14 protein-coding genes are annotated in these 13,944 nt (G+C 70.7%); 7 read left to right on the top strand and 7 right to left on the bottom strand.

Annotation, left to right across the window (positions count from 1 at the left end):
- Nucleotides 1-272: hypothetical protein (locus GBO37_RS16320; protein ID WP_371927611.1), on the bottom strand; the 272-nt coding region annotated here is incomplete at its 3' end.
- A gap of 158 nt (nt 273-430) precedes the next feature.
- Here GBO37_RS16320 and mobA point away from each other — a divergent pair.
- Nucleotides 431-1,039, top strand: coding sequence for a molybdenum cofactor guanylyltransferase MobA (gene mobA / locus GBO37_RS16315; protein ID WP_252930026.1), 609 nt, complete (start codon nt 431-433; stop codon nt 1,037-1,039).
- On the top strand, nt 1,026-1,883 hold the full coding sequence (locus GBO37_RS16310) for a hypothetical protein (protein WP_252930025.1): 858 nt from the start codon (nt 1,026-1,028) through the stop codon (nt 1,881-1,883). The genes mobA and GBO37_RS16310 overlap by 14 nt, the downstream gene beginning before the upstream one ends.
- On the opposite strand, the gene GBO37_RS16305 is transcribed toward GBO37_RS16310, so the two are convergent.
- A complete protein-coding gene (locus tag GBO37_RS16305; RefSeq protein ID WP_252930031.1) occupies nt 1,880-2,902 on the bottom strand; it encodes a LacI family DNA-binding transcriptional regulator in 1,023 nt (340 codons plus the stop codon). The two genes, GBO37_RS16310 and GBO37_RS16305, sit on opposite strands and share 4 nt — an antisense overlap.
- 60 nt (nt 2,903-2,962) lie before the next feature.
- On the opposite strand from GBO37_RS16305, the gene GBO37_RS16300 reads away from it, so the two are divergent.
- Both GBO37_RS16300 and GBO37_RS16295 read left to right on the top strand, forming a co-directional pair.
- Complete coding sequence (locus GBO37_RS16300; RefSeq protein ID WP_371927610.1) at nt 2,963-3,769, top strand: tryptophan-rich sensory protein; 807 nt, start codon at nt 2,963-2,965, stop codon at nt 3,767-3,769.
- A gap of 27 nt (nt 3,770-3,796) precedes the next feature.
- On the top strand, nt 3,797-4,333 hold the full coding sequence (locus GBO37_RS16295; RefSeq protein WP_252930024.1) for a glutathione peroxidase: 537 nt from the start codon (nt 3,797-3,799) through the stop codon (nt 4,331-4,333).
- On the opposite strand, the gene GBO37_RS16290 is transcribed toward GBO37_RS16295, so the two are convergent.
- Together GBO37_RS16290 and GBO37_RS16285 are read right to left on the bottom strand one after the other, a co-directional pair.
- Nucleotides 4,334-5,002 carry an SDR family NAD(P)-dependent oxidoreductase gene (locus GBO37_RS16290; RefSeq protein WP_252930023.1) on the bottom strand — a complete coding sequence of 223 codons (669 nt, stop codon included), beginning with the start codon at nt 5,000-5,002 and terminating at the stop codon, nt 4,334-4,336.
- Complete coding sequence (locus tag GBO37_RS16285) at nt 4,999-6,375, bottom strand: deoxyribodipyrimidine photo-lyase (RefSeq protein WP_252930022.1); 1,377 nt, start codon at nt 6,373-6,375, stop codon at nt 4,999-5,001. Before GBO37_RS16285 ends, GBO37_RS16290 begins: the two co-directional genes overlap by 4 nt.
- Before the next feature lie 148 nt (nt 6,376-6,523).
- Between GBO37_RS16285 and cobA the strand changes: the two genes are divergently transcribed.
- The gene (gene cobA / locus GBO37_RS16280; protein ID WP_139598974.1) at nt 6,524-7,267 is read left to right on the top strand and encodes a uroporphyrinogen-III C-methyltransferase; all 744 of its coding nucleotides are present in this window, start codon (nt 6,524-6,526) and stop codon (nt 7,265-7,267) included.
- 133 nt (nt 7,268-7,400) lie between these two features.
- Nucleotides 7,401-10,913 (top strand): calcium-binding protein, encoded by a 3,513-nt coding sequence (locus tag GBO37_RS16275; RefSeq protein ID WP_252930021.1) that lies wholly within the window; start codon nt 7,401-7,403, stop codon nt 10,911-10,913.
- Here GBO37_RS16275 and queG read toward each other — a convergent pair.
- The 3 genes from queG to mtgA all read right to left on the bottom strand — a co-directional run bounded on the left by queG (nt 10,910) and on the right by mtgA (nt 13,480).
- Nucleotides 10,910-11,923, bottom strand: a complete 1,014-nt coding sequence (gene queG, locus GBO37_RS16270; RefSeq protein ID WP_252930020.1) for a tRNA epoxyqueuosine(34) reductase QueG — start codon at nt 11,921-11,923, stop codon at nt 10,910-10,912. The two genes, GBO37_RS16275 and queG, sit on opposite strands and share 4 nt — an antisense overlap.
- A gap of 73 nt (nt 11,924-11,996) precedes the next feature.
- Complete coding sequence (locus GBO37_RS16265) at nt 11,997-12,683, bottom strand: glutathione S-transferase family protein (RefSeq protein WP_045982541.1); 687 nt, start codon at nt 12,681-12,683, stop codon at nt 11,997-11,999.
- A 77-nt stretch (nt 12,684-12,760) separates the two neighbouring features.
- Complete coding sequence (gene mtgA / locus GBO37_RS16260) at nt 12,761-13,480, bottom strand: monofunctional biosynthetic peptidoglycan transglycosylase (RefSeq protein ID WP_252930019.1); 720 nt, start codon at nt 13,478-13,480, stop codon at nt 12,761-12,763.
- Here mtgA and GBO37_RS16255 point away from each other — a divergent pair.
- The gene (locus GBO37_RS16255; protein ID WP_148910867.1) at nt 13,472-13,912 is read left to right on the top strand and encodes an MliC family protein; all 441 of its coding nucleotides are present in this window, start codon (nt 13,472-13,474) and stop codon (nt 13,910-13,912) included. The two genes, mtgA and GBO37_RS16255, sit on opposite strands and share 9 nt — an antisense overlap.
- Nucleotides 13,913-13,944 lie beyond the last annotated feature (32 nt).

Below are 13,944 nucleotides of genomic sequence, written 5' to 3'. Positions count from 1 at the left end.
GGCGCGGCAGGCTGCGCGGGGGACGTGGCTTGCACGCCCGCCGCAGAGTCATCCGGGGTCGCGGCGTCGGGGACGGCCGCGGCCGCCGCGGCGTCGGGCGCAGCCGCCGGTGCGGCCCCGTCGGCGGCGGGTTGCGGGGCGGCAGGAACTGCAGCCTCTGGCTGGCCCTGGGTCGTCGGCACATCCTGGGCCAGGCCTGCACCGGCCAGCGTCGCGGCGACCAGAAATGCGGCAAGCCCCGCGCGAAGCGGCTGTCTGGGCAGATGGGTCATGGCGGTCCTTGCATCCAGTTGGTGTCGGGCAGGCGGGCGCGAAAGGGCGTCGGGCCTGCGGCGGTCCGGGGGGTTATCGGCCCACCAAGCAAAACTGTCAACTATTGGAAACGCGGTGATGCCTTGTGCCGCCGATGCGGCGGGGCCACAGTCGCGCCATGACATCACCCCCCCGCATCCCCGCCCTGATCCTTGCCGGAGGCCGCGCGACCCGCATGGGCGGCGGTGACAAGCCCCTGATGGCGCTGGCCGGGAGGCCGATGCTGGCGCATGTGCTGGACCGCCTGCGCCCGCAGGCCGGGCCGCTGGCGCTGAACGCCAACGGCGATCCGGCGCGCTTTGCCCGGTTCGGTCTGCCCGTGCTGCCCGACAGCCTGCCCGACCGCCCCGGGCCGTTGGCGGGGGTGCTGGTGGCGATGGATTGGGCGCGGGACCTGGGGGCCGCGCATGTGCTGACCGTGCCGGGCGATTCGCCCTTCCTGCCACCGGACCTGGTGGCGCGGCTGTGGGCGGCGCGGGGGCCCATGGGGCTTGCGCTGGCAGCGGGCGACGATCCGCAGGGGCCGCGCGAACATCCGACCTTCGGGCTGTGGCCCGTGGCACTGCGCGACGATCTGGCCGCGACGCTGGCCGCGGATCAGCGCCGCGTCCGCCGCTTTGCCGAACGCCATCAGCCGGGGCGCGCAGTCTGGCCGGACGCGGTCTTTGCCAACATCAACACCCCCGCCGACCTGGCCCTGGCCGAGGCGCGTCTTGCCGCGCTTTGACCGGATCGTGGTCCTGGACTGGTCGGCGGCGGGACGCCCGACACGAGGGGCCGATTCGATCTGGATCGGTGACGACCGCGGCCTGCTGGCCAACCCGCCGACCCGGATGGAGGCCCACCACCTGCTGCAGGAATTGGCCGAACGGGGAACGCGGCTGCTGATCGGGGCGGATTTCGCCTTTGGCCATCCGTCGGGGCTGGCGCGCCAGATCACCGGGCGGGCCGATGCGCTGGCGCTGTGGGACCATCTGGACGCGCAGCACAGCGACGACGCGCGCAACTGCAGTAACTATCGTGACGTGGCGGCGGGGCTGAACCGGGCGCTGGATGCGCCGGTCTTCTGGGGGGACGGGCGGCGGCTGCCCACGCCGGACCTGCCGCGGCTGAGGCCCCCGCCCCATCCCGACCTGGCACCGCACCGCGTGACGGAAACCCCAATTCCCGGAGGCCCGCGCCCGAAATCGCCCTTTCAGCTGGCCGGCGCGGGCGCGGTCGGCGCGCAGAGCCTGACGGGCATCCCCTGGCTGAACCGCCTGCGCCAGCGGGCGGGCACGGCAGTCTGGCCGTTCCAGCCATGGCAGGACGCGGAACTGGTGCTGGCCGAGGTCTATCCCTCGATGCTGGGGCGGCTGGATGTTGCGGGCTGGCCCTGCCTGGACGCGGCGCAGGTGGGGCTGCTGGCCCACACGCTGCGCGCGCTGGACGACCGCGACGCGCTCGTGCCGATGCTGGCCCCCGACCCCCGCATCACCGATCCGGCGGCCGAGGGGCAGATCCTGGGGTTCGGCCATGACGCGGCCCTGCGCGCGGCGATGCCCCGGACGGGCGACGGGGCGATGCCCTAGGCCGGCGGCGCGGTGGACCGGCCGACGACCAGTTCGGCCTCCAGCAGCTCCTGCACCGGATCACCGGGTCCGCCGGTGATCCGGTCGATCAGCAGCGCCGCACAGCGCGCCCCTGCCACTCGCACCGGCGACCGCATGGCGCTGAACACCGGCACCGCATCGCGGTTCGCGTAGTAGGACAGGTCGTCATCGAAGGTCAGTACCGACACGTCGTGGCCCAGGACCAGCCCCCGCTCCTCGATCGCCTGGCGCACGCCGGTTGCGATCATCGTGGCCGCGCACAGGAACGCGGTCGGCGCCTCGGGGCCCGCCAGCAGGGCGCGGGCCTGGGCATAGCCATAGGCGGCCGTCATCTCTCCGGTGGTCATCAGCGCGGGCCGCGGCGCATGGCCCGCATCGCGCAGCGCGCGCAGGTATCCGTCGCGGCGGCGGCGCGCGAAATCCAGCCGTTCGTCCCCGTTCAGCAGCGCGATGCGCAGATGACCAAGCTGCAGCAGGAACCCCGTCCCGCGTTCAAAGGCCCGCAGGTTGTTCACGTCCACCCAGCTGTAGGGACCGTCATGCCCGGTCACCCGCCCATGCACGACATAAGGCAGTCCGATCCGATCCAGCAGCGCGGGGCGCGGGTCGTCATGGCGCGGGAACTGCACGATCACGCCCCCGATCAGACCTTTGGACGACAGCGCGCGATAGGCGTCGGGCTGATCCTCCTCGGGGACGACGGTCAGGTTGATCTCGAACCGGCGGCGGGCGCATTCCTCGCCGACCCCGGCCAGGAAATCGGCATAGATCGGGTTCACGATCTCGTTCCGGCCGCCGATGGGGATCACGCAGCCGATGGTGCTGGCATGGCCCATCGCCAGAAAGCGCGCATGGGCGTTGGGCTGATAGCCGTGCTGGCGGGCGGCGGCGACAAGGCGGGCGCGGGTCGCCTCGTTCACCTCGGGGTGGCCGTTCAGGGCACGGCTGACCGTGGTCGCGGACATGCCCACCAGCTTGGCGAAATCCTTGAGCTTCATCGTCTGCACGGGCCATCGGGCTGCGGCGCGGTGTCGCGCCGGGATGCGGGGGCCCTATCCATGGCGCGAACGCGCGCCCATGGCAACCGCCGCGCCACCCTGCACGTTGACAAACGCGCACAACGCGCCAACCTGCACCCCGCGCCCCAGCCGAAAGCCCTGCCCATGCCGAACCGCACCCTTGCCCTTCTGGTCCTGCTGGCGGCGGTGGCCTTTGCCGTCTCTCCGCTGCTGTTCCCGGGCTTTGCGGGCTACGACCCCGACCGCTTTCCGATTCCCCAGCCGGACCCGCCGATCCAGCCCGCGGGCTGGGCCTTCTCGATCTGGGGCCTGATCTATCTGTGGCTGATCGCCGGCGCTGCCTTCGGCCTGTGGCGCCGTGCCGACGACGAGGGCTGGCTGCCGCTGCGGGCGCCGCTGCTGGTCAGCCTGGTCATCGGTTTCTTCTGGTTGCCGGTGGCGCAGCGCCTGCCGGGGCTGGCCACGCTGATGATCATCGCGATGCTGGTCAGCGCCATCGTCGCGATGATCTGGGCCGGTCGCCGCGACCGCTGGCTGGAGGGGCGGCCCATCGCGCTTTACGCGGGCTGGTTGACGGCGGCGTCGGGCGTGTCGGTGGGGATCTGGCTGGGCGGCCACGGCTGGCTGTCGGCCCAGACCGCCGCGATCCTGTGTCTGATCGCGGTCAGCGCGTTGGCGCTGGCGGTCCAGTCACTGCGCCCGCGCGAATGGGCCTATTCCGCGGCGGTGATCTGGGCGCTGGCCGGGATTGTCGTCGCCAACTGGGGCGCCGGAAACTGGCCCGTGATCCTGATCGCAACCCTTGGCGCCGCCGCGCTGGCGGGTCGCCTTGCCACCGCCCGATGAGTTGACCCGCACCCAAGGAGAAAGCCCATGAGACGCCGCCTTTTCCTGTCCCTTGCCACCGCCCTGCCCGCCCTGGGCCTGACCCGCGCGCGGGCAGAGGACGTGCCGCATTTCACCTTTCCGTCCGTCGACGGGGGCAGCTATGACACCGCGCAGTGGCGCGGCAGCCCGGTTCTGGTCGTCAACACCGCGTCGATGTGCGGCTTTGCAGGCCAGCTGGCCGACATGCAGGCGCTGCACGATGCCTATGCCCCACGCGGGCTGGTGGTGCTGGCCGTGCCGTCGGACGATTTCAACCAGGAATTGGCCAGCGGCGCCGAGGCCAAGGAATATTGCGAGCTGCAATATGGCCTGACCCTGCCGATGACCGACATCCTGCACGTGGCCAAGCGGGACGTGCACCCGTTCTATGCCTGGGCGCGGGCGCAGACGGGGTTCGTGCCGCAGTGGAACTTCAACAAGGTGCTGCTGGACCCGCATGGCCGCATCGCGGGCACCTGGGGGTCGTTCGTCAAGCCGGGCGGGCGTCAGATCATGGGCGCCGCGTCGCCCTATCTGACCTGATCACCACGGCACCCGCGCGCCCTTCCAGTCCCAGAAGCTGCCGGTATCGTCGGTCGTCAGCCCGTCGATCACCGCCAGCAACGCCTCGGCGCTGCGGTCGGGGGTGATGGTTGGATAGCGGGAGGCGTATTTCGCGGTCAGCGGCGTCTCGACCGTGCCAGGATGCAACGCGACCAGGATCGCGTGCCGATTGCGGCGGCGGTATTCGATGGATGCGGTGCGGATGATCTGGTTCTGCGCCGCCTTGGCCGCGCGATAGCCAATCCAGCCGCCCAGATCGTTATCGCCGATCGAGCCCACGCGCGCCGACAGCGACGCGAACACCGCCCGCCGGTCCCGCGCCAGCAGCGGACCAAAGGCCTGGATCGCCAGCGCGACCCCGGTGGCGTTCAGCGCGAACTGTCGTGCCATGGCGTCCGCATCGACCGCGTCCAGCGACTTTTCCGGCTGGTGCCCGTCGATGACCAGCGCGCCCGTCGTGTTCACGATCAGATCAAAGGACTGCCCCGCCAGCCGCGCGGCGTGTTCCGCGACCGTTCCGGGCCGTGTCAGGTCCATCCCGTCGGCGGATCGCGACAGGCCCGTGACCTGCGCCCCCTGCGCCTCCAGCCGCGCGGACAGCGCCCGCCCGATGCCGCCCGTCGCCCCCAGGATCAGCGCGCGCGTCACGATTTCACCTCCTCATAGGCCGTCAGGGCGCGGGCGCGGCCCTCGGCCAGCGAGATCCGCGGCATAGCGCGTTTCGTCAGGTCCAGGTCCCAGGCCCGCGGAATGGCCGCCGCGAATTCCCGCGCGCCGGACGCGTCGGGGCGCATCCAGTGGTCCTGGTACTGGCTCTTGCCGTCGAACTTCTCGGCCTGCGTCTCCGGATTGAAGATCCGGAAATAGGGCGAGGCATCCGGCCCGCAGCCCGCCACCCATTGCCAGTTCATGGCGTTTGACGCCGCGTCCCAATCGGCCAGGCAATGTTCGAACCACGCAAGCCCCACGCGCCAGTCGGTCAGCAGATGTTTCGTCAGATAGCTGGCGGTGATCATCCGCACGCGGTTGTGCATCCGCCCCGTGACGTACAGCTCTCTCATCCCGGCATCGACGATGGGCACGCCGGTGCGGCCCCGCCGCCAGGCCTCGGCGTCGTCATTGTCGGCGCGCCAGGGAAAGTCGTTCCACTCCTTGCGCCAGCAGCTGCGGTCCATGTCGGGCGTCTCGAACATCAGCTCGCGCGCGAACTCGCGCCAGCAGACCTCGGACAGGAACGGCTCGATCCCCGGAATGCCCTGCTCGAACTCTCCGCGGCAGCGCGACCAGATGCGCCGGGCGCTGATCTCTCCGACGGCCAGCGCATCGGACAGGCCCGACGTGGCCTGGGGACGCCAGGGATGGTTGCGGTCCTGCTTGTAGCCTGCGACGTCACCCGACATGAACTCCTCCAGCCGGGCATGGGCCTCCTCCTCTCCGGCGCGGACATGGGCGGCCATGACATCCCAGCCCCGGTCCATCGCAGCGCGGGCCTCGGGCCAGTCGGTGCCGTCGCTGTCGGGCCAGGCATCGGGTGCGGACAGCGACGGTGGCGCCAGGGGCGGCGCGATGTCCACCTGGCGCACCGCCTTCCAGAACGGAGAGAAGACCTTGTAGACCCCGCCCGACCCGGTCAGCACCGACCCCCGCGGCACCAGATCGGCCAGGTCGTGCAGATGCAGCCGCGCCCCGCCGCGTTCGACCACCTCTGCCAGACCGTCGTCTGAGGCGAAGGGAAACCCCACCGTCGTGTGCACCGCATCGGCCCCGGTATCGTTCAGGACCTGTTCCAGCACCCTGGCCGGATCACCCCGCCGCACGATCAGCCGGCTGCCGATCTTGCGCAGCGCGCGGTCCAGCGGCGCCAGCGCCATCGCTTGGCGCTGCGCGCTGGCGGGCCGGTCGCTTGCCTCGCGCGGGTCCAGGATCACCAGCGGGATCACCGCGCCCGCGGCGGCGGCCGCGACCAGCGCCGGGTGGTCGTCCAGCCGCAGAACCCGCCTGAACCAACAGATGACCGTCATCGCATTCTCCCTTGATGCCCGGATGATCACGCGCCAGCGGCGATATGGTTTCATCGCCCGTGCCGCGCGCAAAGAAAACGCGCGGCATTGTCACACCGGGCCGGGGTGGTATAGCTGAAACCCCGCCCGCCCATAAGGCCCACAGCCCTTGTCCGATCCCAGCTTTCCCCCCGGCTTCGTCTCGCTTGTCTCGGCGGGTCCGGGCGATCCCGACCTGCTGACGCTGAAGGCCGCGCGCAGGCTGGCCCATGCCGACGTGGTGCTGTTCGACGACCTGGCATCGGGACCGGTGCTGGACCATGCGGGTCCGCAGGCCGACCTGATCGCCGTGGGCAAGCGGGCGGGCCGCCCGTCGGCCAAGCAGGACGCCGTGAACGCGCTGATCGTGCAGCATGCGCAGGCCGGGCGCCGCGTCGTGCGCCTGAAGTCGGGCGACAGCGGCATCTTCGGCCGGCTGGAGGAGGAGCTGGTGGCCCTGACCGCCGCCGGCATCCCGTGGGAGATCGTGCCCGGCGTCACCTCGGCCAGTGCCGCAGCGGCGGCGATGGGCATGCCGCTGACCCGGCGCCTGACCGCGCGGCGGGTGCAGTTCGTGACCGGTGCCGACATCACCGGCCAGCTGCCCGGCGACATCAACTGGGCCGCGCTGGCCGACCCGCTGACCACGACCGTGGTGTTCATGGGCCAGCGCAGCTTTCCCAAGATGGCACAGGGGCTGATCGACCACGGCCTGCCCCCCGACACCCCCGCCCTGCTGGCCGAGGCCGTTGGCCATCCCGGCCAGCGCCTGCTGCCCGGAACGGTGTCGTCGCTGGCCGATCTTCTGTCGCGCGACGGGCCGGCCAGCCAGCCGGGGCTGATCCTCTATGGGCCGCTGGCGCTGCCCGCCTGAGGGTTCCCGCCCCGGCGCGGGCCTTTGCCTAAAATGCACGTCAAGCAAGACTGGCCAGGCGGCGCGGTTAAGACCATCTTAACACCTGCCCCCTGTTCCCGGCGCCGATGGCCGGACAACCCGCAGTATTGCCATGATCGTGTATCGCCACGTGACGACCTTTGGCGTCACGGAACAACGCTGGCTGTCCAATCTGACCGACCTCGAGATCGTCGAGGCCGACGGCCGCCTGCTGCTGGTGGCGGCGAACCAGGTCCGGGGCGGGATCAGCACCTATGCGATCAGCGACCCCGCGGCCCCCATCACCATGCTGCGCACCCGCCCCTATCTGGCCGACTTCNCCTATCAGGGACCGCCGCAGATCACCGCGATCCACATGGGTGGCGACACGCTGATCCATGTGGGCCAGATGGGCGGGGCCAGCAACCTGGGCGTGACGCTGCGCGGCGACATCGGGGCGATGTCGACCTTTGGCTGGCTGTTCGGCACCAGCCTGGGTCCGCAGGTGACGGCCTTGGGCCAGGTGGACACGGGCCAGGCGCAGGTGCTGTATTCGGCGCAGGGCGGCGGGCTGACGCTGACCACCCACCGGATGGGCGCGGACGGCGCGCTGGTCCGGGCAGGCCAGGCCACCATCGCCACCCCGGCGGGCACGACCGACGCGAACCTGGACAAGATCACCGATGTCAGCGTGGACGGACAGCGGATCCTGATCTCGATCTCGGGGAACGGGAACTTCATCGCGACGCATCTGGTATCGGCGTCGGGCGCGCTGACGCCGGGCATGGTGCACGGGGCGGACCGCGGCACCGGCTATGACGTGCCATCCGACGTGGACGCGGTGCAGTTCGGCGGCCGCACCTATGTGGTGATGGCGGCGACGGGGTCCGGGACGCTGACCGTGTTCCGCCTGACCGCCGACGGGCGGCTGACCACCGTCGACCATGTCCTGGACGAAGGGACGACCCGGTTCCAGAACGCCACCGCGCTGGAGACCGTGGTCCTGGGCGGGCGGGCCTTCGTCTTTGCGGGCGGGGCCGATGACGGGATCAGCGTGTTCACCATGCTGCCCGACGGGCGGCTGCTGCACCTGACCACCATCATCGACACCGACGCGATGACCCTGGCCGATGTCACCGACATCGAGGCGCGGGTGATCGACGGCCGCATCCTGCTGTTCGTCGGTTCCGGGACCGAGACGGGCGTGACGCAACTGGTCTTCGAGCCCGGCCCGATCGGGGCCACGGCCACGGCGGGGGCGGGCACCGCGCGTGGCGGCACCGGGGGCGACCTGCTGGTCGCCGGCGCCGCCACCACCCGGATCGAGGGGGGCGACGGCAACGACATCATGGTCGCGGGCGCGGCCCCGGTGACCCTGGTAGGCGGCGCGGGGGCCGACATCTTCGTGCCGTCGCGGGTGACCGGGCGGATCACCATCCTGGACTATGACCCCGCGGTGGACCGGCTGGACATGTCGATGCTGGGCAACATCCGCAGTGTCTGGCAACTGCGCTCCATCCCCACGGCGAACGGGGTGATGATCATCTATGGCGACACCATCCTGAACATCACCACCCGCACCGGGCGCGGCCTGACCGCGGCCGATTTCTCGAACGCGCTTTTCCCGGTGGGCCACTATCTGGCGCCCGAGACCGACCCCGTGGTGACGCCCCCCGTGCCGCCCCCCTCGACCGAGGCGCTGTGGATCTTCGGTACGGCGGACGCCAATCACCTGATCGGCGGGGCCCGGCGCGAACAGATCATGGCCGGGGCGGGCAACGACACCGTTTCCGGCGGTGCGGGCGACGACACCTTGCGCGGAGAGGCGGGCAACGACTATCTGCGCGGCGGCGACGGCTATGACAGCCTGCATGGCGGCCCGGGCCGCGACACGCTGTTCGGGGATGCGGGCGACGACCTGCTGCACGGCGACGATGACGACGACCTGCTCTATGGCGGCGACGGAACGGACACGCTGCATGGCGATTCGGGCAACGACACGCTGTATGGCGGGGCGGGCAACGATCGGCTGTCGGGGGGGGACGGCAACGACGTGCTGTCCGGAGAGGCGGGCAACGACTGGCTGGAGGATCTGTCCGGCAACAACCGCCTTCTGGGCGGGGACGGTGATGACACGCTGATCGCCGGGGCCGGGATCGACTACCTGGATGGCGGCGCAGGCCATGACAGCCTGCAGGCGGGCGACGGGCGCGACACGCTTTTGGGCGGGGATGGCGACGATCGGCTGTTCGGCGATGGCGGTGATGACCTGCTGATCGGCGGGGCGGGCAACGACCACCTGGAGGGGGGCGACGGCACAGACCGCCTGTCAGGCGGCACCGGCCGCGACACCCTGCTGGGCGGGGTCGGCGACGATGTCCTGGAGGGAAACGAGGATGACGACCAGCTCGACGGCGGCGAGGGCAACGACACGCTGTTCGGCGGGACGGGGGGCGACCGCTTGCTGGGCGGTGCCGGGCATGACGTGCTGTGGGGCGGTGACGGCAATGACATGCTGTGGGGCGGCGATGACCAGGACACGTTGTGGGGCGGCTGGGGCTGGGACACGCTGTACGGCGATGGCGGCAACGACGTCCTGAACGGCGAAGGCGGCAATGACATGCTGTTCGGCGGCATGGGCGACGACCGCCTGTTCGGCGGATCCGGCAACGACCGCCTGTTCGGAGAGGACGGCAACGACCTGTTGATCTCGATGGTCGGATGGAACGTGCTGGACGGCGGCACGGGCAATGACACGCTGACCGCGGGGATCGGGCGCGACCGCCTGATCGGCGGTGTTGGCAATGACGTCCTGCAGGGCGGAGCGGGCGACGACACGCTGGATGGCGGGGCGGGCAACGACCGCATGAACGGCGGCCCCGGGCATGACCGCATGTTCGGCGGCACGGGGTTCGACCTGCTGATGGGGGGCGGCGGCAACAACGTCATGTCCGGCGGCATGGGCAACGACACCCTGCTGGGCGGCGGCGGCAACGACTGGATGAACGGCGATCTGGGCAATGACATCCTTCGCGGCGGGGCCGGCAACGACCGCATGTCCGGCGGCGCGGGGGCAGACCGCCTGTTCGGAGAGGCCGGCAACGACCGCATGTTCGGGGATGCGGGCGACGACGTCATGGATGGCGGCATTGGGGCGGACTGGCTGGTCGGCGGGCTGGGCAACGACCGCCTGAACGGCGGCTGGCACAACGACACGCTGGACGGGGGTGTGGGCAATGACTGGCTGTCCGGGGGGCCGGGCAATGACCTGCTGCGCGGTGGTCCGGGGGCGGACCGGATGCTGGGCGGGCCGGGCAACGACGTCCTGGTTGGCGGGACGGGCGGCGATGTGATGCAGGGCGGCATGGGGCGCGACACGTTCCGGTTCTTCGGCGCGATGGACAGCCCGCGCCGTGCCCCCGACCTGATCACCGATTTCCGGACGGGCGAGGATCTGCTGGACCTGCGCGCGATGAACCTGGCCTATGCCGGGTCGGGCGGGCATCAGGGCCAGCGATCCCTGCGGTGGGAGCATGTGGGCCAGCAGACGCACCTGCTGATCGACGTGAACGGTGACCGACAGGCCGACATGCTGATCCGGCTGGACGGTCGGCTGTCGCTGGACGGCGACGACTTCCTGCTCTAGCGCGCCAGCCGCGCCGCGGCCCAGGACGCGGCCTCGGCCACGACCGGATCGGCGTCCCCGGTCAGCCCCCGCGCCACGGGTGCCAGCGCGGCATCGCCGGAATTTCCGATGGCGTACAGCACGTTCCGGACAAAGCGGTCGCGCCCGATCCGCTTGATCGGCGACCCCGAAAACCGCGCCCGGAACGCCGCGTCGTCCAGTCCCGCCAGCTCCGCCAGAGGCGGCGCATCGATGATCCCCCGATAGCGCATCTCGGAGCCTGCCTGCGCGAACTTGTTCCACGGACAGACCGCCAGGCAGTCGTCGCAGCCATAGATCCGGTTGCCCATCAGCGCCCGCAGGTCGGGGTCCACCGGCCCCTTGTGCTCGATCGTCAGGTAGGAGATGCAGCGCCGCGCATCCAGCTGATAGGGCGCAGGAAAGGCCCCGGTCGGACAGACGTCCAGACAGGCGCGACAGGACCCGCAATGACTGACCTGCGGCGCGTCCGGTGGCAGCGGCATGGTCGTGAAGATCGCGCCCAGAAAGAACCAGCTGCCCAGATCGCGCGACAAAAGGTTGGTGTGCTTGCCCTGCCAGCCCAGGCCCGCGGCCTGCGCCAGGGGCTTTTCCATCACCGGCGCGGTGTCGACAAAGACCTTGATCTGGTGCCCCGACTCGGGCGCCGTTTCCAGCAGCCAGCGCCCCAACCGCTTCAGCCGCTTCTTGACCAGGTCGTGGTAATCGCGCCCCTGCGCATAGACGCTGACGGCGGCGCGGTCGCGCTGATCCAGCACCGCCAGCGGATCGCCCTCGGGGGTGTACAGCTCGGCCAGCATCACCACCGACCGCGCCTCGGGCCACAGCGCCGCCGGATCGCCGCGCCAGCTCATCCGTTCGGCCATCCAGCCCATCTGCCCGTGCCGCCCCTGGGTCACGAAATCCGCCAGCCGCCCGGCCAGTTCCGGCACGCCGTCCGGGCGCATGACGCCCATCGCGGCAAATCCCACCGCGCGCGCCTCGGCCTGCATCCGGGCCTTCTGCTTTGCCCAAATACCCCGGGGGGGATCGCCGTCAGGCGATGGGGGGCTGCCCCCCCCGCCCTCAGCCGAAGTCAAGCTCGGCATAATGCGGCGCAGGATGGATGCCCGGCACCTGGTCGGCCAGGACCGACCGGAACGCGGGGCGGGACTTGATGGTCGCATACCAGTCGCGCAGACCCTCGGACCGGTCCCAGTCCACGTCCGAGATGTAATCCAGGCACGAGAAATGCGCGGCCGCCGTGAAATCCGCCAAGCTCAGCGTGTTGCCCGCCAGCCAGCGCCGCGTCTCCAGCAGGGACGACAGGTAGTCGATGTGGTCCTTGACCGCGCGCAGCCCGTCCTTGACCACGCGGCTGTCGGGGTACCCGGACCGGGTGATCTTCTTCCAGACGCGCTCGTTCAGGATGGGCTGGGTGACCTCGGTGTGGAACTTGTCGTCGAACCAGGCACACAGGCGGCGCACCTCGTGGCGCTCCAGCGGGGTCTGCGGCATCAACGACGGGGCGGGCACCGCCTCGTCCAGGTATTCGATGATCGCCTGGCTTTCCGCCAGCAGGTTGCCGCGATAGCGCAGTACCGGCAGCTTGCCCGCCGGGTTGCGGCGCTTCAGATCGGGCGATCCCTCCCAGTACCGCTCCTCGACCAGTTCGACCTCGATCTTCTTCTCGGCCAGAACCAGCCGCACCTTGCGGCAGAACGGGGACAGGGCGGTGTGGTACAGTCGCGTGGTCTGCGTGTTGGTGTTCATGGCTGCTCGAGACCTTCTTCTTATTGTCGCAACGCCCCGTTGATACGCCCCGACCCCGCCGCTTTCAACCGCAGCCCTCAGAAGCAGGCGGCCCGCCCGTCCCGCGCGATCGTCTCCGCCCCGTCCAGGATGGCCCGCGACCGCGCCGACGGCCCTGACGGGCTGCGCTGGCGCGGGTTGGGCAGGACGGCGGCCAGGCGCGCGGCCTGCACCGGGGTCAGCCGGNCGGGGGTGGTGCCGAAATGGTCGCGCGCCGCGGCATGGATGCCGAAGATGCCCGGCCCGAATTCGGCCAGGTTCAGATAGACTTCAAGAATGCGGGCCTTGGACCACAAGGCCTCGATCTGCGGCGTCAGGATCGTTTCGGCGGCCTTGCGCGGCCAGCTGCGCGTCTGCCACAGGAACGCGTTCTTGGCAGTCTGCTGGGTGATCGTGGACGCCCCCCGCGACGACCCCGACGCGACCACCTTGCGGATCTCGACCATGTCGAAACCCCAGTGGCTGCAGAAATTCGCGTCCTCGGCCGCGACCACCGAGCGGCGCATCACGGGGGCGATGTCCGCCAGCCGCGTCCATTCGCGCGGGGTCAACGGGTGCTGACGCGCGGCGCCGACCATCGTCCAGGTATGCGGCGGGTTCACGACGCCATAGATCGCCACTGACCCCAGCATCACCAGCACCGCCCGCAGCGCCAGAAAGCGCAGCCAGAACATCGGCCTGCCGCGCCTGCGGGCGGATCGGGCCGGTTCGGTCTTGGAGGGGTGGGCGCGGCGCAGGATCATGCCCGCATGTCTCATGGTGCGGCGCTTTGCGTCAAGCGCACCTTGCCAGCCGCGCGGCCCCGCGCCACCCTGCCCGCGAACAACCGCCCCGAGGATGCCATGACCCGACATGCCGCGCCGATCCTGCCCCTGCTGCTGGCCCTTGCCGCCCCCGCGCTGGCACAGCCGATGCTGTCCCTGCCGCTGGCGCCCGATGCCACCATGACCAGCGTCACGCATGATTGCGACGACGGGCGTCAGGTGGCGGTGACCTATGTGACGTCGGGGGACGATGCCTTGGCGCTGGTCACGCTGGAGGACGGCCCGCGGATCTTCGTCAACGTGATCGCGGCATCGGGCGCGCGCTATGTCTCCGGGGCGCTGGAATGGTGGACCAAGGGCGACCAAGTGACGTTCACCGACGCCATGTCGGACGCGGACCCCGTCACCTGTACCGCCCGGCCCTGAAACGCAGCGCGGCCCCGCAAGGGGGCCGCGCC

This window comes from Paracoccus sp. 08 (genome assembly GCF_024105395.1).
GTDB lineage: Bacteria > Pseudomonadota > Alphaproteobacteria > Rhodobacterales > Rhodobacteraceae > Paracoccus > Paracoccus marcusii.
The sequence above is the reverse complement of the archived record's forward strand: the minus strand, read 5'-3'. Positions and strand labels throughout refer to the sequence as shown.

What these genes read in the sequence shown, in the direction of transcription:
- GBO37_RS16305 (WP_252930031.1), bottom strand. Translation starts at nt 2,902, where the DNA reads ATGAAGCTCAAGGATTTCGCCAAGCTGGTGGGCATGTCCGCGACCACG.
- GBO37_RS16265 (WP_045982541.1), bottom strand. Translation starts at nt 12,683, where the DNA reads ATGAACACCAACACGCAGACCACGCGACTGTACCACACCGCCCTGTCC.
- GBO37_RS16300 (WP_371927610.1), top strand. Translation starts at nt 2,963, where the DNA reads ATGGCGCGAACGCGCGCCCATGGCAACCGCCGCGCCACCCTGCACGTT.
- GBO37_RS16255 (WP_148910867.1), top strand. Translation starts at nt 13,472, where the DNA reads ATGTCTCATGGTGCGGCGCTTTGCGTCAAGCGCACCTTGCCAGCCGCG.
- GBO37_RS16285 (WP_252930022.1), bottom strand. Translation starts at nt 6,375, where the DNA reads ATGACGGTCATCTGTTGGTTCAGGCGGGTTCTGCGGCTGGACGACCAC.
- GBO37_RS16295 (WP_252930024.1), top strand. Translation starts at nt 3,797, where the DNA reads ATGAGACGCCGCCTTTTCCTGTCCCTTGCCACCGCCCTGCCCGCCCTG.
- queG (WP_252930020.1), bottom strand. Translation starts at nt 11,923, where the DNA reads ATGCAGGCCGAGGCGCGCGCGGTGGGATTTGCCGCGATGGGCGTCATG.
- mobA (WP_252930026.1), top strand. Translation starts at nt 431, where the DNA reads ATGACATCACCCCCCCGCATCCCCGCCCTGATCCTTGCCGGAGGCCGC.